Source organism: Sediminibacterium sp. FW305-C-49, assembly GCF_058231085.1.
This window is the reverse complement of sequence record NZ_JBIQXS010000001.1, coordinates 1,168,217-1,186,153: the sequence shown is the minus strand read 5'-3', so window position 1 is coordinate 1,186,153 and position 17,937 is coordinate 1,168,217. Positions and strand designations below refer to the sequence as shown.

General features: G+C 42.5%; 11 protein-coding genes and 1 tRNA gene. 4 read left to right on the top strand and 8 right to left on the bottom strand.

The window, feature by feature from the left end; all coding sequences use genetic code 11:
• Window positions 1-9 precede the first annotated feature (9 nt).
• A complete protein-coding gene (locus tag ACH3Z1_RS04980) occupies window positions 10-1,638 on the top strand; it encodes a hypothetical protein (protein ID WP_490820759.1) in 1,629 nt (542 codons plus the stop codon).
• A gap of 111 nt (window positions 1,639-1,749) precedes the next feature.
• Here ACH3Z1_RS04980 and ACH3Z1_RS04975 read toward each other — a convergent pair whose 3' ends face one another.
• On the bottom strand, window positions 1,750-2,196 hold the full coding sequence (locus ACH3Z1_RS04975) for a hypothetical protein (RefSeq protein ID WP_490820758.1): 447 nt from the start codon (window positions 2,194-2,196) through the stop codon (window positions 1,750-1,752).
• Between the two features lie 682 nt (window positions 2,197-2,878).
• Window positions 2,879-2,951: transfer RNA gene (locus ACH3Z1_RS04970), tRNA-Phe, on the bottom strand.
• Between the two features lie 228 nt (window positions 2,952-3,179).
• Between ACH3Z1_RS04970 and ACH3Z1_RS04965 the strand changes: the two genes are divergently transcribed.
• Window positions 3,180-4,688, top strand: coding sequence for a choice-of-anchor I family protein (locus ACH3Z1_RS04965; RefSeq protein WP_490820757.1), 1,509 nt, complete (start codon window positions 3,180-3,182; stop codon window positions 4,686-4,688).
• Window positions 4,689-4,769: 81 nt separating this feature from the next.
• Here the strand turns inward: ACH3Z1_RS04965 and asnS are convergent, their stop codons facing one another.
• A complete protein-coding gene (gene asnS / locus ACH3Z1_RS04960; RefSeq protein WP_490820756.1) occupies window positions 4,770-6,218 on the bottom strand; it encodes an asparagine--tRNA ligase in 1,449 nt (482 codons plus the stop codon).
• A gap of 202 nt (window positions 6,219-6,420) precedes the next feature.
• Here asnS and ACH3Z1_RS04955 point away from each other — a divergent pair, with 202 nt between their 5' ends.
• On the top strand, window positions 6,421-7,416 hold the full coding sequence (locus ACH3Z1_RS04955) for a PAS domain-containing protein (protein WP_490820755.1): 996 nt from the start codon (window positions 6,421-6,423) through the stop codon (window positions 7,414-7,416).
• Between the two features lie 329 nt (window positions 7,417-7,745).
• Complete coding sequence (gene rho, locus ACH3Z1_RS04950) at window positions 7,746-9,314, top strand: transcription termination factor Rho (RefSeq protein WP_490820754.1); 1,569 nt, start codon at window positions 7,746-7,748, stop codon at window positions 9,312-9,314.
• A gap of 156 nt (window positions 9,315-9,470) precedes the next feature.
• Here the strand turns inward: rho and ACH3Z1_RS04945 are convergent, their stop codons facing one another.
• From ACH3Z1_RS04945 to ACH3Z1_RS04925, 5 genes are all read right to left on the bottom strand, one after another.
• The gene (locus ACH3Z1_RS04945; protein WP_490820753.1) at window positions 9,471-10,232 is read right to left on the bottom strand and encodes a sterol desaturase family protein; all 762 of its coding nucleotides are present in this window, start codon (window positions 10,230-10,232) and stop codon (window positions 9,471-9,473) included.
• A gap of 126 nt (window positions 10,233-10,358) precedes the next feature.
• Window positions 10,359-10,826, bottom strand: a complete 468-nt coding sequence (locus ACH3Z1_RS04940; RefSeq protein WP_490820752.1) for a nuclear transport factor 2 family protein — start codon at window positions 10,824-10,826, stop codon at window positions 10,359-10,361.
• An 84-nt stretch (window positions 10,827-10,910) separates the two neighbouring features.
• Window positions 10,911-13,760: a DNA polymerase I gene (gene polA / locus ACH3Z1_RS04935; protein ID WP_490820751.1), complete on the bottom strand. Its 2,850-nt coding sequence runs from the start codon at window positions 13,758-13,760 to the stop codon at window positions 10,911-10,913.
• A gap of 86 nt (window positions 13,761-13,846) precedes the next feature.
• A complete protein-coding gene (locus ACH3Z1_RS04930) occupies window positions 13,847-16,294 on the bottom strand; it encodes a DUF5916 domain-containing protein (protein ID WP_490820749.1) in 2,448 nt (815 codons plus the stop codon).
• Between the two features lie 312 nt (window positions 16,295-16,606).
• Window positions 16,607-17,929, bottom strand: coding sequence for an amidohydrolase family protein (locus ACH3Z1_RS04925; protein ID WP_490820748.1), 1,323 nt, complete (start codon window positions 17,927-17,929; stop codon window positions 16,607-16,609).
• Window positions 17,930-17,937: the final 8 nt, after the last annotated feature.

Sequence of the window (17,937 nt, the reverse complement as noted above, 5' to 3'; positions counted from 1 at the left end):
TTCAATACTATGAAGCCATCCAACCTGTGTTTTGCCTTTTCCTGTTTTTTCTTTTTTACACTCTTACAAAATAAAGCCCTGTCACAGGTAGTAAGAGAGCCCGTGCCCGTGAATGAAAGGGATATCTGTTTTTTTTATACAGAAGCCTCCCTGCCTGGTGAAGGCAATTATAAGGTGGTTATTTTTAGCAGCTATCTCTACCGCGCGCCTATGCGGTTTGGTTATAGTTCACCCTCAGGCATTTTAGGGAGTTCTCAATTCAGAACAGCACTTAGTAATGCTTTTTATAAAAAATGTGAAAAAATCATGTCAGATGAAACGACTGGTTATGCATACAGCAGTATTCATCTAGACTACCCCAAAGAACAATGGGGTTATTTCGACAATACCAGCGCCAGAGGACCTTATGATTTATACAATGTTATTTCCAGTACCACCAGCTACATGGAACAGGTGCGCGAAAAAGTAATGGCTGATTTCAGGAGAAGAGGATATACCATTTTACAAACCAATTTTTCAACCTATTTCGATGAGTCGTTAAAAAAGGCAGAAGTAGAACAGGTTTCTAAACTATCCTCCCTTATTATTCCCGATTATACAACAGGCATGTTAAATGATTATGCTAAACGATTCAGGAATAATAGTTCTTCGGGGGGCAGCCTGGGCCTCACCGTTACTTCGAAGGATGAAAAAAAGGATGAGTCTTCCTCCAATTCAGGTACAGCCAAAAAAGCAGAAGACCCCGATAAGTGGAAACGACAGGTTGAAATTGATCGTGTGCGGTCTATGGACCTGGAAGCTGAAGGAGACCGGCTGGAGAAATTGGGTTCCGCATTTGCACAGAGTGCTTATGCCAAATACAAAGAGGCTTATACATTATATCCTTCTGAAAGGGTTAAACAAAAAATGGATGGTATTGCCGCCTATTTTGTGTTGGCGCAGGGCATTAATAAATTAGGAGAAGGTATTGGCAATGCCATTGAAACAATTGACCCGAAAAAGAAGACAAGACATCTTTTAGTAGAGTTTCGTTATGCAGGACTGGCTGCTTCCTATAAAGATATCCTCAACCAAAATAACCAAAGTCCGAGCCTCACTACAGTAGGCATTCTCGGTCACCGCACGATGATAAGTTTTGGTGTGCGGTTTGGCTATATGGTTTCTCCCACTGTTGAGTACAGGGTTAAAAATTTACGTACCGGAAATATCATTGCTCCAACCATGCGTGTTCAGCAAAGCGGGGGCACCGTGGGTATGTCGGGTGGATTAAATATTCCATTACGCAACCTGGTGATTTCGGGTTTATATAGTTATGATATTGGTTTTACGCTCAGCGAAAAAATACTTTCGTCTAATTTCGATTACGACAGCGACGCTTCTTTTAAATATGCATCATCAGGTCCGGCAATGAGTACCTATTCTCTCGGATTGAATTATGTACTGCCCAAAGCGGGTATTGGGTTGGGGCTATATTATAATACCAGCAGCTATAGTGGCGATGATGGTGGTGGACTAATTACTTATAAACCCAATACCAGCGATTCGCATGGCTTAAATGGTACAACACAGGAGAAATATAAATTTTCCAATCTTAGCTTTAGTTTTTTTATCTATCCCCGCGGAAGTAAAAAGAAATAATTAATTGCATTTATTTTATTGCAAGGTCCATCTTACTCGGGTGGCTCTGCAATAGAATAGTGCATTACATACAATGAACAGGCTCTCATGTATGTTGATGCAGGTGTTTTACTAAAAACCTGTTTTGATAAAATTGTCCATGAGTGTTTTACCATCCTTATCTGCCACATTCAGGAAGCCAATAATTGTAACTCCCTTTTTTTTGAGGCGGTGTTTTTCTAAGATCCTCATGGCTGAAGATTGGTCTGCCGCGTCCACTACGGCAATATGGGTGCAGGTATAATTTCCGCTGGTTACTTTCCATTCATATATAATACCCACCTGTTTATCTGAAACCTTATAAACGCCTATGTCTTTGGATTTGTTTTCTGTAAAAGCCCTACTCGCGTGAGCTGACGCTTCCTTTGCTGTGGCAAAACTGGCAGGTGACATCATTCCGTCTCTGCAACCAACCCCTTTATTTTTTTCTGTATACTTTACCACCACTACATGATGTTGTTGTCCATAACTGATTACAACGGCCAGTAATATTGTTAAAAAAATGGTTGCTTTTTTCATCTGTTACTAAATATATCCTGTTAAGGTCTGAAGGTACGGATTGCTTTTTTGAGCTGCAAGGTTTAGTTTCAGAACGGATATGCATTTTCTGAATTGAGCATCAGCATTCACCAGGTTTTAGGAGAGCCTTTATCGAAGTAAAATGTTTCGTGGCGAGTGAACTTTTGGAAAGTTCCGAAACTTTCCAAAAGTTAGTGCCGCCTGTTCTTGTAAATCTCCTTACCACAAACAAAAAGTCCATCATCTCTGTCAGGGTCTTCCTGTGTTGGCCGTCTGTTGGAAGACCATCACAAAACGCTTATCTCCCTGATTAAATTTCGATTTACGCTTATAGGCATATCTTTGTTTACTTACAGCACCGGCTGTACTGTTGCCGCTTCTGAAAGAACACTAAGTAAGAAAAGGAAGAAGTACACTGCAGCTATTAGTAAATAATTCACTAACCTTAAATTTAAATCTATGTCAAAAAAGACAGCTCACCCTAAAAAGAATAAGCCTACTAAAAAGAAAAGCTCTGCCCAGAAGAAAGCTGATCCAAAGAAAAAAGCACGATAAGGTTAAAGATGCCGAGTGCCCGGTTCACAGAGCCGGGCTTTTTTTATGTTGTTTTTTAAATGTTTGTTTAGGGTTATCGCACCAAATAGAAAAACCCACGACCAGCGTGGGTTTTATCTTTTCGAAGTGGTGTGGGCCGGGATCGAACCGGCGACACAAGGATTTTCAGTCCTTTGCTCTACCGACTGAGCTACCGCACCATCGGTGAAAGAGAAGAATCAAGATACCAGGTTTTGCTTGTGGCTTGTAGCCTGCAGCTTGAAGCTTTTCTCCCTGTTTCGGGGCAGCAAAAATAGGGGGTTTTCACATATAATCCACATTATCGCCCGTTTTTTTGCCTATTTTATTGAGGGTCAATAACAATTCGGTAACAGGTACATAATAATTCCATCATCTACAGTGTACAGTTTTGCAGCAAAACCGAATCTATGATCAGAATAACCAGCATGGCACTCTGCCTACTTGTTTTTGTTGCCTGCAAAAAAGATGAAACAGCACCCGCTGAATTAATCGTGAATGAAGACCCTGCTTCCTATGCAGAAATAGCCTCCCTCAACCTCGGCGGTGCAGGTGCAGCAGAAATTACCACTTATGACCCCGCCACCAAAAGGCTTTTTGCCGTTAATAATGGTACCACCAATAAAATTGATGTGATCAATATGGCTGACCCGGCCAATATCACCGTCATTCACAGTATCAGCATGGCGCCTTATGGTGGTTATGTTAACAGTGTAGATGTGAGCAATGGTAAACTGGCGGCCGCCATCGAATCGGTCAACAAACAGGAAAATGGTAAAGTGGTGGTTTTTAATACCAGCACTTATGCCGAAGAAAAAACAATAACCGTAGGTGCCCTGCCCGATATGGTTGTGTTTAGCCCCGATGGAAAATTTATACTCACCGCCAATGAAGGCGAACCCAATGCCGCTTACAGCGCCGACCCCGAAGGATCCATTTCTATTATCAGCATAGCAGATAATTACGCTGTTACCACGATTAATTTTGCTGCTTTTGCCAGCCAGCAGGCTGCATTAACAGCAAAAGGTTTTCGCATCAGCGGACTGAATAAAAACTTTCTGAATGATATAGAACCTGAATACATCACCGTTTCTTCCGATTCTAAAACAGCCTGGGTTACCTTACAGGAAGCCAATGCCATTGCAACCATTAGCCTAGTTTCAAAAACCATTACCGGTATTATGCCATTGGGTTATAAAGATTTTAACCAGACAGCAACCGCTACAGATGTGTCTGACCGCGACAATGCCATTGCTTTTGCTCCCTGGAAAATCTTTGGTATTTATATGCCCGATGCCATTGCCAATCTTTCTTATAATGGCAAAACCTATTTGTTTACCGCCAATGAAGGAGATTCGAGGGAGTACACAGCCTTTACAGATTTTAAACGTCTTTCTACCGTTAACCTCGATGCAACCGCATTTCCAAATGCCACCACTTTAAAAACCGATGCACAGTTGGGTCGTCTCAATATACTTACCACCGATGGCGATACCGATAACGATGGCGATTATGATGCCATCTACAGCATGGGTGCCCGTTCTTTTAGTGTTTGGGATGCATCGAATGGTTCACTGGTTTTCGACAGCAAAAACGAACTCGATGTAAAAGCAAAAGATCTTTCTGTTTACGATGATGGAAGAAGCGATGATAAATCAGTGGAGCCCGAAGCCATTACAATCGGCAAAGTAGGCAGCAAACAAATTGCTTTTGTAGGTCTCGAAAGAGCAGATGCCATTGCTATTTATGATGTAAGCAATCCGACAGCACCTGTATTTCTGAAAATGATTAAAACAGGAGATGCCCCAGAAGGTATGCTATTCATCCCCGCCTCCAAAAGCCCCATTCAACAAAGTCTGCTGGTAGTAAGCAGCGAGAATGACGGGCTGGTTAAGATTTATAAGGCAATGAAGTTGTAGTAAAGCTGCTAGCTACTAGCTTCTAGCTGCGAGTTTAAAGACATCTCACTCGCAGCTAGAAGCTAGTAGCTAGCAGCTATATTAAAACTCACAATTCTTCGGCGTTCTTGCAAAGGCAATGACATCGCGGATATTGGTCATGCCGGTTACAAATAATACCATTCGCTCAAAGCCCAAACCAAAGCCGGCATGGGGTACGGTTCCGAAACGGCGGGTATCGAGGTACCAGCTCATTTCTTCCAATGGTATATGCATGGCCTGCATACGGGCTTCTAATTTATCGAGGCGTTCTTCTCTTTGCGAACCACCTACAATTTCACCAATACCGGGTGCCAGTATATCCATGGCAGCTACCGTTTCTTTGCCCGGTTCACATCCATCATTCAGTCGCATATAAAACGCTTTGATGGCGGCTGGATAACCCGTTACAATCACTGGTTTTTTGAAATGCTTTTCTACCAGGTAACGCTCATGTTCGCTCTGCATATCAATACCCCATTTCACTTCGTACTTGAATTTCTTTTTCTTGTAAGCGGGTGAATCGAGTAATATCTGAATAGCTTCTGTATAGGTAATACGTTCAAATTGATTGTCGACCACAAATTTCAGTTTCTCCAGCAGGCCAAGTTCCTGGCGCTCGTTCTGTGGTTTTTGTTTTTCTTCTTCTGCCAGTCGCTGGTCGAGAAATGCCAGGTCTTCGGCATTGTGTTCCATGACATATTTAATGAGGTATTGAATGAACTCTTCGGCCAGGTTCATATTGTCTTCAATATCATGAAAAGCCATTTCGGGTTCAATCATCCAGAACTCTGCCAGGTGGCGTGTTGTATTCGAGTTCTCTGCCCGGAAGGTGGGACCAAATGTATAGATCTCACTGAATGCCATAGCACCCAATTCGCCTTCTAATTGTCCGCTCACCGTAAGATTGGTACTCTTGCCAAAAAAGTCTTCTGCAAAATCGATGCTGCCATCTTCTTTGCGTGGCGGATGATCAAAAGGCAATGTGGTTACCCTAAACATTTCACCTGCACCTTCTGCATCACTAGAGGTAATAATGGGTGTATGCAGGTACACAAAACCTTTTTCATTGAAAAATTTATGTACCGCAAATGCCAGTGCGTGTCTGATGCGGAACACAGCCCCGAATGTATTCGTGCGGAATCGGAGATGTGCTATCTCACGCAAAAACTCCAGGCTGTGTTTTTTGGGTTGAAGCGGATATTTTTCTGCGTCGCTGTCGCCCAGTATTTCTACTGTTTTGGCTTTCAGCTCTACGGTCTGGCCTTTCCCAAGCGATGGTACAACGGTTCCTGTTATTTTTAAAGACGCACCGGTAGTGATGCGTTTGAGTGTAGCATCATCTAATAAACCCAGTTCTGTTACAATTTGTAAGTTATTATTGGTACTGCCGTCATTCAATGCAATAAACTGGTTGTTACGAAAAGTGCGTACCCAACCCATCACGATAATGTCTTGCCCGGTCTGCCCGCTACTCAGCAGGTCTTTGATCCTTGTTCTGTTGTTAAACATTGCTTGCTGTTGCTTGATTTGAGGGCAAAGATAGGGGAGATGGGAGAAGCTGCAAGCTGCAAGCCACAAGCTACAAGCCAGAGGCAGAATTGTACTTGTAGCTTGTGGCTTGCAGCTTGCAGCCTGCCTATACATTTCTTCCTTTTTCAACTTTAAATTGTATATTTTTAACCGCTTTTAACTGATCCATATCCAATACCGAATGATTCATCCATCATTGTTCCAGTCATTGATTGAACTCACTACCGAAGCCGTGTTTATTGTACAGGTACGGGCCGGCGGAAAAGAGTTTGTGATGGAATATGTTAACCCCGCCTATCTCAAAAAATTTGCTGTTACTGAAGCCTCTGTAGTAGGCAAGGAGTTTAAGGAGATGCTCCGTACCAGCATTATTGATGCCATCCGTTTACGTTTTATTGAATGTGTTGAAAAGGGCCACAGCATTAGCTTTGAGGAAGATTTTGAGGACCAGACGGCCAGTCTGAGTGAGCTTTTTCCCATTAAAGATGATAATGGCAACATTACACATGTAGTGGGTATTTCAAAAGATATTACCGAGCTGAAACATAAGCGCGACCAGATTGCGGCTTCTGAAAAAAACCTGCAGTCTATTATCAACAGTTCCGATAATGTGCTTATTTATATCAGCAAGGATTTTCGCATCAAATATGCCAATAAAAGAGCCCAGCAGCATGCGGTTAAAATGTTTGGTAAACCCTTCGAAATAGGAGACAAACTCACCAATTATTATGAGGAGGAATACAAAACCATTGGCATGGAACATGGGCGTATGCTCAAGGAAAAAAAAGCCACTATCACACACGAACATTTGGTAGAATATCCGGATGGCGAAAAATGCTGGTTCCTGCGCCGGTATTATGGTGTTTTTGATGAAAACGGAGATTTGTCGGGAGTAGTTATTGCTTCTATTAATATTACCAACCGTAAAGAGCAGGAATTGCAGATCCAGCAACATGTGGATACGCTGAAAGAGATCGCCAAAATACAATCGCACGAAATACGCCGACCAGTGGCCAATATTATCGGGTTAACCGACCTGATGGATTTTAAACTGAAAACGGTGGAGGAGAACGATCAAATATTACAGTATTTGAGAATGAGTGCGCTGGAACTCGACCAGATTATCAGTAAAATCGTTGATAAGACACAGTTTGGGGATGAAAAGAAGGCTGATTAATCCTGGTGTATAACAAAATAGACAGCGGCTTTCGACATGATTTTTTGGCCACAGATTCACAGATTATTGGATCTTAATCTGTGAATCTGTGGCCAAAATCATCGCTACCTAAAAGCATTCGAAATGAATTTTTTGTTTTGTTTTTGATTTTTTTCGCTTAACATTGCATCGGAAATCAAGCTGATTTAGTCCTTCTTTCGCTCTTGACGCATCAGTTTACCCTCTTCCAATCAATTAACAATACCCAAGTTTTTCCGATCTGAGCCTGCAATTCCCTTAGACTGGATTTTGAACGATGACAATTTGAATTTTTCCCATCAATAGAGTTTATGTACGATATTTTGCAATTAAACGACATGTTATTGCCCGAGCTGCTTGATATAGCTGAGCAGCTAAAGATTTCAGGCGCCAAAAAGCTTGATAAGCAGGGCCTTATTTACAAGATCCTCGATAACCAGGCTGTTCAGGCGAGTGAGTCGAAAGACGATCCCAAGAAAAAAACAGCACGTGCCCGCAAACCAGTTACGGTTAAAACCGCCAATGGTACCGAAGAGGCCGAAGTAATGGAAGATGCCCCTGAAAAAGCGGCTCCCAAACGCGGACCGGTTAAAAAAGCCCGCAACGAAAGAGCTGAGCCTGCTCCTGCAGAAGAAACAGCACCACAGGGCAATGAAAACAGTGCCAACGAAACAGCACAGGCACCGGAAACCGGACTTCCACAGGAAGCACCCGCTCAACAGCCCCAGCGTCAACACAAAAAAGAACCCAATTTTAATATTGAATTTGAAGGCGTAATCCTCGGTGAAGGCGTACTTGAAATGATGCCTGATGGTTATGGCTTCCTGCGTTCTTCTGATTACAACTATTTATCATCACCCGATGATGTTTATGTATCTCCATCACAGATCAAATTATTTGGTCTGAAAACCGGTGATACTGTTCAGGGTGCTGTTCGTCCGCCAAAAGAGGGAGAAAAATATTTCGCCTTACTGAAAGTGGATCATATCAACAATAAACGTCCGGATGAAGTTCGCGACCGTGTTCCATTCGATTACCTCACACCGCTTTTCCCTTACGAGAAACTCAACCTGTTTACCACTTCCAATAATTACAGCACACGTATCATGGACCTGTTCACACCAATAGGTAAGGGACAGCGTGGATTGATTGTGGCACAACCCAAAGTGGGTAAAACCATGTTGCTGAAAGAAGTGGCCAATGCCATCGCCGCCAATCACCCGGAGTGTTACCTGATGGTGGTGTTGATTGATGAGCGTCCGGAAGAGGTTACCGATATGGAGCGCAGCGTTAAGGCAGAAGTCATTGCTTCTACTTTTGATGAGCCTGCAGAAAAACACGTAAAAGTGTCTACCATTGCTTTACAAAAAGCAAAAAGACTGGTTGAGTGTGGTCATGATGTGGTGATCCTGCTGGATTCCATTACACGTTTGGCCCGTGCACACAACACCGTTGCACCTGCCAGTGGTAAAGTATTGAGTGGTGGTGTGGAAGCCAATGCCATGCAGAAACCTAAACAGTTCTTTGGTGCTGCCCGTAAAATTGAGCACGGTGGTTCTCTTACCATCCTGGCTACTGCGCTGATTGAAACCGGTAGTAAAATGGATGAAGTAATCTTTGAAGAATTCAAGGGTACCGGTAACATGGAGTTACTGCTTGATCGTCGTTTGGCCAACAAGCGTATTTTCCCGGCCATTGACCTGGTTGGTTCTTCAACCCGTCGCGATGATTTGTTGTTGGATAAAGAAGTATTACAAAGAATGAATATTCTCCGTCTGTATATCAATGATATGAACACAGAGGAGTCGATGAACGAATTACTGAAACGTATGAGAGGAACGAAGGATAATGAAGAGTTCCTGGCTTCGATGAATCGATAGGGAGTGAGTGGTGAGTAGTCAGTAGTGAGTGATTTAATAATAAAAAAATTCAAAAGCGGTGAGTATTATGCTCGCCGCTTTTTTATTTTCTTCTGTGTAATTCTGTGTCCTCTGTGGCAAAATAAATTGCCACTGAAAGCAGCAGAGTAAACATATTTATTCTGACTGTCTTGTTTTCACCTCCTCAAACCTTGCATCATAATCTTCGCGGATGGTGCCCAGCAGGCGATCCCAAAACAGAAAGTACAATCCGTAGTTCCCTTTAAAGTATTGATGGTGCTGGTTGTGGTTGATGGATGTGTTGATCCATTTACCAATCCATGTTTTATTAAAGCCTTTGGGATAGAGCTCGTAACCCAGGTGACCGTACACATTGTACACAATCATGAATAAAAAGAAAATGAGCAAATGTGTTTTGTGTATGGGGATGGTGAATACAAAAACAAAGAGAATACCTATTTCAATAAATGCTTCTACCGGATGAAAAGAATAGGCCGCCCAGGGTGATGGATTGGTCGACTGGTGATGCACCAGGTGAACATAGTTGAATAGCTTTTTATGATGCATGAGCCGATGCATGAAATAGAAATAAGTATCATGTATAAACAGCATCAAAGGAAATGCTGCGAAATAATAGATCCAGCCAAACTCGCTGACCTCTTTATAAATAGTTGTATGTGGTCTGATAGACGGGTGTGTAAAAACAACAGAGGAAACCAGACTGAAAATGAGCATGGTTACCACAGAGTAGATGATTTCTCTGGCATAATCCTTATTCTTTGGAAAACGTTGCTGAATTTTTTTGTACAACCATTTATTTCTGAACAGCACATAAAATAAAAGAAACCCCATCAGTGCCAGCAAAAAATACCTGGAGCCTATGAGTTGTGCGTTTTGAAAGAATGCGTTCCAGTTCATCGCCTGTCATCTTTATGGTGCCGTATAAAGATAAAGAGCAATGAATAACTATCAGCCGTCTACGATGGGTAATATTCTGTGGACTTTCCGACTTGTCACCCTGACGAAAGAAGGGCGGTCTCCCTCCTACTGCTCCATAAATCTCGTCAACCCGATTTTAGCTTTCAGTTGTAATTTTTTATGAAAATACCCTGACCAGCCGAGCAGCCAGCCGGTTAGGCCAAAAGCCTGTTTACTCCAGCGGTAAATAGAGAAAGCATCAGAATGTTCAATGATCAGACCATCTTTAAATCGCATATGCGCTTTGATCTGGTTTTCTACTTTCCGGCCTGTTTGAGAAAAAATATAGACCGCTTTCCATTCTACGGTAGCATACTCTTCATCGAGCAACTGGATATTACCATAAGTGAGCGAAAATTCTTTGGCCCTGGTACAGAGCATTTCCCACATGGCTTTTACTTCATGTACATCCAACAACCCAAACACCGGATCGCTGAACACCGCTTCGGGATGATAGCAGGATTGCATGGTAGCATAATCAAGCTGCTGAAAAGCAGTATAAAATTTATGTATGGTTGCCTCGTTCGTATTCATGGTGGAGAGGTAAATATTTGAATAATAAATATCGAATATCCAATTTCGAAATTGGATATTCGATATTTCTCTGTTCGTCTGTTCTTAATGCGCTTCGAGCCAGTTGGTGCCCATGCCCACTTCTGCTTCAACAGGAACATCGTTGGGTAGTGGCATGGCGGTGGTCATACAGCGGATGATGAGTTCTTTCAACAAATCCACTTCACTGGCTACAGCATCAAACACCAATTCATCGTGTACCTGTAAAATCATTTTCGACTGCCAGTTGCCTGTCTTCATTTCATTATGAATCTTGATCATTGCCAGCTTAATCATGTCGGCAGCCGTTCCCTGTATGGGTGAGTTGATGGCATTTCGCTCCGCATAACCACGCACTGTGAAATTGCTGCTGTTGATGTCTTTCAACCAGCGTTTTCTTCCGGCCAGCGTTTGTACAAAACCATTCTCTTTGGCCAGGTTTACCTGCTCATCCATATAACGCTGGATATTGGGAAACTCCTTTTTATAATTATCAATGATCTCTTTCGCCTCTGTTCTGCTGATACCCAGATTATCTGCCAAACCAAATGCACCCTGACCATAAATGATACCAAAGTTTACGCTTTTGGCTTTGTAACGCATTTCTTTGGTTACTTCATTTTCAGGAACACCATATACTTTTGATGCTGTGGCAGTATGAATATCTTTATGCTGTCTGAATGCTTCACACATGTTCGGATCGCCACTGATGGCAGCCACAATACGTAATTCAATCTGCGAATAATCCGCGCTGAGCAGTACGCGTCCTTCTTCTCTTGGGATAAACGCTTTCCTGATTTCTCTTCCTCTGGCTGTTCTGATGGGAATATTCTGCAGGTTGGGATTATTGCTGCTCAGTCTTCCTGTTACAGCCACCGCCTGCGCATAACTGGTATGCACCCGACCTGTTTTCGGATTGATCATTTCGGGCAGGGCATCCACATAAGTTGATTTGAGTTTGGTCAACTCCCGGAAACCAAGAATATCATCTACTATTTTATGCTGGTTCGCGAGCTTCAATAAAACATCTTCACCGGTTGCATACTGACCTGTTTTTGTTTTTTTGGCCTTGGGATCCAGTTTTAGTTTTTCAAACAACACTTCACCAAGTTGTTTGGGGGATGCAAGATTGAAACGAACTTCTGCCTGCGCATACACGCTCTCTTCACATCGTTTGGCTTCTGTTTCCAGTTCCCGGCTGTATTGTTTCAAAAAATCCACATCAATCTTTACGCCTTCAAATTCCATATCGGTTAACACTCGCACCAATGGGTTTTCTACGTTTTCAAAAACAGGCTGTACTTCTTTTTCTTTCAGCAAGGGAACAAAAACCTGTTTTAGTTGAAAAGTAATGTCTGCATCTTCTGCTGCATATTCTTTTATCTTTTCCAGTTCCACATCGCGCATGCTTCCCTGGTTTTTTCCTTTCTTCCCTATCAGTTCTTCAATATGTACAGGTTCATAACCGAGGTACTGCGCACTCAACAGGTCCATGCTTCTTCTGCCTTCCGGCTCTATAAGGTAATGGGCTAGCATGGTATCGAATAAGTGTCCTTTTAATTCTATGCCATACCATTTTAATACGAGCAGGTCGTATTTGGTATTTTGTCCTACCCAGGTAATTGACTCCTTTTCAAACAATGGCAGAAAATATTGCAGGGTTTTCTTTACTTCTTCCTGGTTAGCAGAGCATGGTACATAATAACCTTCCCCGGCTTTATAAGAGAAGCTGAGTCCAACCAGTTCTACATTATTGGCATCAGTGCCGGTGGTTTCTGTATCAAAACAAATTTCATTTTGCTGCAAGAGTGTAGCCACCAGTTGTTGAATGGCTTCGGCGCCTTGTACCAGTTCGTATTTGTGTGCAGTATTGTTGATGTTTTTTTCGGCCACCAGTCCGAGTTGTTCTGTTTCGGGACCACTTACCGGTTTTTCTGTTTCCGCTTGTTTTACTGATTTGGCTGGTGCTTTTGGTGTTGCCACCGCATTGCCAAACAGATCGGTCTGAACACCCTGCGGTGCTGCATGAAATGCATTGAAGTCGTCGCCAAGTATGCGTTTGCCAAGGGTTTTAAATTCTAACTCTGTAAATATTTCCGTGAGCGCTTCTTTGTTCCATTCTTTCAGGCGATAATCTTCTTCATGAAATTCAACCGGCACATTGGTGATAATGGTGGCCAGTTTTTTACTCATGATGGCGAGGTCAACAGCGTTTCTTACTTTTTCGCCCAGGGCTCCTTTTATTTTATCGGCATTGGCCAGTACGTTCTCCAGTGTGTCGTATTCTTTCAGCAATTTGGCTGCTGTTTTTTCGCCTACACCGGGAATGCCGGGAATATTATCAACCGCATCGCCCATTAAACCAAGCATATCTACCACCTGTTCTACTCTCTGTATATCCCAGCGTTCACATATTTTGGCGGCATCCAATATTTCAGAGGGGTTACCAAATGATGCGGGTTTATAAATATATACATGTGGGTGTATGAGTAACTGACCATAGTCTTTATCGGGCGTTACCATATACACTTCATATCCTTTATCTGCAGCCTGCCAGGCAACGGTACCGATGACATCATCTGCCTCATAACCATCCATTTCTACCACAGGAATATTAAATGCGCGAATGATGCGCTGTATATCTGGAATAGAATCAAGCAGGTCTTCAGGAGCTTCCTGTCTGTTTGCTTTGTATTCTGTAAAATCTGTATGTCGCTCTGTGGGTGCATGGGTGTCGAAACAAACAGCAAGATGGGTCGGCTTTTCTTTGTTGATGAGATCAAACAAAGTATTGGTAAACCCGAACTGTGCATTGGTGTTTCTTCCTTTTGAAGTTATGCGGGGGTTTCGGATCAGCGCATAATAAGCGCGGTATATCAGTGCCAGGGCATCCAGTAAAAATACTTTCTTACTCATTCAGCTAAGGTAATGAACTGTTCCGTCAAAAAAGAAAAGCATCCGATCATTGATGGGATGCTTTCTGGGTTTTGGGGATATGGGATTTATGATTTCTTCTTCAGCGTCAGCGCATCAAGGAAATAAATAACCCTGATGGAAATACTGTTTTGCTGATCGGAACTCAATGTATTACCAAAGTTTTTGAAATAGGTTGTTCTGGTATCCTGGTTGAATGTGCTGATGGCATCTTTCCATACAATATTGATAAAGCTACCCAATGCAAACTGCCAGGTGTACACCATATCGATATTGAAATAGTTTACATTGAAATCAACGTTCCGGTTAATTCCGCCGGCTATATGATTCAGATAACCATCATTGCGGAGTTTATAAAACTCGTTATTAGCCACTTTACTCCAATAGTGTCTGGCGCGAAACGACAATCCCATTTTATTCGTGAAATTATACTTGACGTTCAACACGTTTTCAACGGTATTTCTTTTGCGAAGTGCAAAAATGATACTGTCGTTATTAAACATGGTTGCATAACCGAGGTTATTGTGTGAAAACATCAGAAATGTGTTGGTCGTAATCGTCAGTTTTTTATTGAAGCGATAATTGTTGCGGAAGAAAATTTCCTGACCGTTACTACCAAACTTGTTAAACGTTCTGTTATAAAATTCTACAACGGCTGAATATTTTTTGGCATTGTTCGTTTCAAACCAAAAACCAGTCATCCAGCTTCCGGGGCGTTTGAAGACTTTGCCATTTACCCTTGGTTCAAAAAAGTCGTTCTGCTCGGGATTCAGGTTAAAATTAAAACCTGCCCACCAAAGATTTTTTAGCTGACCATTCAGGTTAGCGTTAAAATTAAACCGCTGATAATCCATGGGCTTATAGCGCATCGAATAATTCATGTTCACATTTGCATTGATGCGGTTGTACCATTTCTTCGGTTTTAACCACCTGTATCCAAGCCATATACCATTATTAAAATAGTTGTTGTTGGTAAAATACCCCATATCATTATGGTTGTATTTATTATCTGCCAGCTCCTGCCACAGATTAAAATTAAAACGGCCACTTGTTTTACCAAACCCTAAGGTATGATTGTAGCCCATGAGTGTTTTTCCGGGTGCTTCATATCCAATTAACTGGCTCACGCCAACCTGTCCGTTTACGTTCCAGGTATTTTTCTTGTCATAAATATCCCATAATGCCGCAGTTACATTCGCATCATAATCGGTACCGCTTCTCGTAACATTGGTATTGATAAGTGAAACACTCGAGTTGTTTTTTAATGTCTGATCAAACACCAGGATATTATAATTGGTGAGCGGATTGGTTTCAAATTTTCTGGTCTCTTCTCCACCCGCTTCTATACTTGCATGCTGTGCTTTGGTAACCGCATTAAAGAATCCGATACCAAGTCCTTTACTCGTTCTTCCGCTTATTTTACTGGCATTAAGCAGTCTTGTTTCCACCGGGTTTTTTCCAATCGTCTCCCCGGGTTGCAACTGGCTGCTTACTTTACCCAGATGCATTGGTGTTCCGCCTATACGCCTGCTGTAGAAAAGATTTCCTTTGCCAAACAATTCTGTTCCTTCAGTAAAAAAGGTTCTGTTTTCGTTGAACTGCACTTCAAAAGGTGTGAGGTTTAATACCTGGTTATCACTTTGTACCTGTCCAAAATCCGGTACCAGGGTCATGTCTAATGTAAATGCCTGGTTAATACCATATTTCACATCCATACCACCATTGATAGATGTAGTGGTATTTTTTACGCCGGGTTGGTTGTATGGAAAATGGTTGGCGTAGGTGGAGAGATACGGCGAGAAGGAAAGACGAAGGGGCGGCTTAATATCCTGTATACCTGTCCACAAACCAAACTGCGCAAGGAAATTACCCCCGATAGCAGGATCGGTTGGACTCCACATCATCTGCTTTCCGCTCTTACTTCTTCTTCTGGTGATATTGATTCCCCAGTCCTGTATTTTGGTATTTCCAAAACGAATGGCCCCATAGGGAATTTTCATTTCAAAGGTCCAGCCATCGGACTGTATCTTGGCATTGCTTTCAAATACACTGTTCCAGCTTCCGTCTTCTCCGTTGGATGAGTATTTGGCATCGAACTGTTCGCCCAGTGCGGTTACATAATAGCCAAAACCATTGATCTTATCGTGGTAGGTATCGAATATAACGCCTACAAAATCGTTAACACCCACTACATCGCGACCCACCAGCTCTTTGGTAATGCTGTCTGGGCTTGCTTCATGGGCATAACCTGCTATATAAATGGCATTGTTATCGTAAAGAATCCGGATTTCGGTTCTGTTTTTTTCATCTTCCTTATTACCAAATGTGGGTCTCCACTCAATAAAATCGGTGGCAACGGGTGCTTGTAACCAGGCTGAGTCGTTGAGGTTTCCGTCTATGACGATCTTCTGCGTCGTTCTTACAGCGGGAATTTTTTTCACCACTTTTTCTGTTTGCTGTGCAAACAGCATGGTGCATGATATTAGCAGGCCCAGCGTAGTTAATAAAGCTCTCATATAGTCAGTTTATAGCGTATCAGTATTTGCAAAAAAGGGCAAAACATTCACCCTGGTACCCTTTTATACGAAACTAAACGTAGTAAAAGTAGAAACGTTACAGACAGGGGGCTGTTAATGCTGCGATAAGAACGATGAGCGGTAAATGAGGGAGAAGGGTGGTTATTAGTAAGGATACTGCTGTAAATATTTTGTTAAGCCCCCCTTTCCCCCATGTTTCCCTGCCCCGGATTTAAATCCGGGGCAGATGAGATGAGGGCAAGAAAAAACCCCGACATATTTGCCGGGGTCTTTATTAAAAAAGCACTGTTTTTATTTAATACCGTATTTGTGCTTATATCGCTCAAACAACTGTGTGTGTTTGCTGTGTAAGCTGATGGCACGTCCCTGAATAAAGGCATTGGTTACAATGCTGCTTTTCATATCAAGGATATCTCCTTCGCTAATTACGATATTGGCATCTTTACCAACTTCAAGCGTTCCTGTTTTATCATCAATGCCTAATATTTTGGCAGCATTTGATGTAATGGCTTTCAGGGCTTCTTCTTTACCTAAACCATAGGCAGCGGCAGTACCGGCATTGAATACCAGGTTGCGGCCACGGTTCTGCGGATCATCGTCGTTCAGACAATACAATACACCTGCTTTCTGTAAGAATGTAGCTGACTTGTATGGCTGGTCTACATCATCATCATCCAGTGTAGGCAGGTTATGTTCCTGGGTAAGGATGACTGAGATATTGTTTTGTTTGAGGAGGTCGGCCACCTGCCAGCTTTCGCCGGCTCCTACCAACACCACATCAAAACCAAACTCTTTTACAAAATCAATCGCTACCAGCATTTGTTTTACCTGTGAGCAGTGGATATAGAATTTCTGTTTCTTGTCGAACAACGCTTTGGTTGCTTCAAACTTGAGGTTGATTTCTTTACCCGCATCTTTCTGGTGGTAAGCTTTGGCCTCCCTGAAAAACGCTTTTACCCCTTCAATTCTGTCGAGCGCTGCTTTAACAGGATCAGACTGTTGCTGGGGACCAAGCAGTGCCAACAATGCAGCAAAGCGACCACCACCCGGACGTGACAATAAGCTGGGCATATAAAAATGCATGCCATTGTCTGCTTTGTAAGCGGCATCTTCCCAGTTCCAGGCATCGAGTTGTACAACAGATGACTGACCCGCTATTAACTGACCACCCGGAATAACCTGTGCAAACAGGATGCCGTTGGCGCGAACGGTATTGGTAATAATGGATTCTGCTTTGTAGGCAACAATAGAGCGAACAGATGGATTTAATTCTCCGATCTCATTCACGTCTGTACTACCTCGTACACCCGAAATTTCCTGTAACCCCATATTGGATGCCGGAAGAATGATACCGGGATATACGTGTTTGCCTTTTGCATCAATGGTTGTTTCGGCTGATGGTGCTCCTGATGCTGCACCGGCATAGGTAATCTTTCCATTGTCGAAAACAACGGTTCCGTTTTCTATTACATTACCATTACCCACATGCACAGTAGCATTGGTAATGGCTGTTTTTTTAGCCTGCTTGCCTGCAGGATAAACATCATCCTGCGCTACAGATGCTTTGGATAGCATGAGGGCCAGGACACTGATATATAAAAATGATTTTTTCATGTTGCAGT

Excerpts from the sequence above, each read along its gene's own strand:
- ACH3Z1_RS04945 (WP_490820753.1), bottom strand. The coding sequence starts at position 10,232 with ATGAACTGGAACGCATTCTTTCAAAACGCACAACTCATAGGCTCCAGG.
- rho (WP_490820754.1), top strand. The coding sequence starts at position 7,746 with ATGTACGATATTTTGCAATTAAACGACATGTTATTGCCCGAGCTGCTT.
- ACH3Z1_RS04925 (WP_490820748.1), bottom strand. The coding sequence starts at position 17,929 with ATGAAAAAATCATTTTTATATATCAGTGTCCTGGCCCTCATGCTATCC.
- ACH3Z1_RS04930 (WP_490820749.1), bottom strand. The coding sequence starts at position 16,294 with ATGAGAGCTTTATTAACTACGCTGGGCCTGCTAATATCATGCACCATG.
- ACH3Z1_RS04955 (WP_490820755.1), top strand. The coding sequence starts at position 6,421 with ATGATTCATCCATCATTGTTCCAGTCATTGATTGAACTCACTACCGAA.
- ACH3Z1_RS04965 (WP_490820757.1), top strand. The coding sequence starts at position 3,180 with ATGATCAGAATAACCAGCATGGCACTCTGCCTACTTGTTTTTGTTGCC.
- ACH3Z1_RS04980 (WP_490820759.1), top strand. The coding sequence starts at position 10 with ATGAAGCCATCCAACCTGTGTTTTGCCTTTTCCTGTTTTTTCTTTTTT.
- polA (WP_490820751.1), bottom strand. The coding sequence starts at position 13,760 with ATGAGTAAGAAAGTATTTTTACTGGATGCCCTGGCACTGATATACCGC.
- ACH3Z1_RS04940 (WP_490820752.1), bottom strand. The coding sequence starts at position 10,826 with ATGAATACGAACGAGGCAACCATACATAAATTTTATACTGCTTTTCAG.
- asnS (WP_490820756.1), bottom strand. The coding sequence starts at position 6,218 with ATGTTTAACAACAGAACAAGGATCAAAGACCTGCTGAGTAGCGGGCAG.
- ACH3Z1_RS04975 (WP_490820758.1), bottom strand. The coding sequence starts at position 2,196 with ATGAAAAAAGCAACCATTTTTTTAACAATATTACTGGCCGTTGTAATC.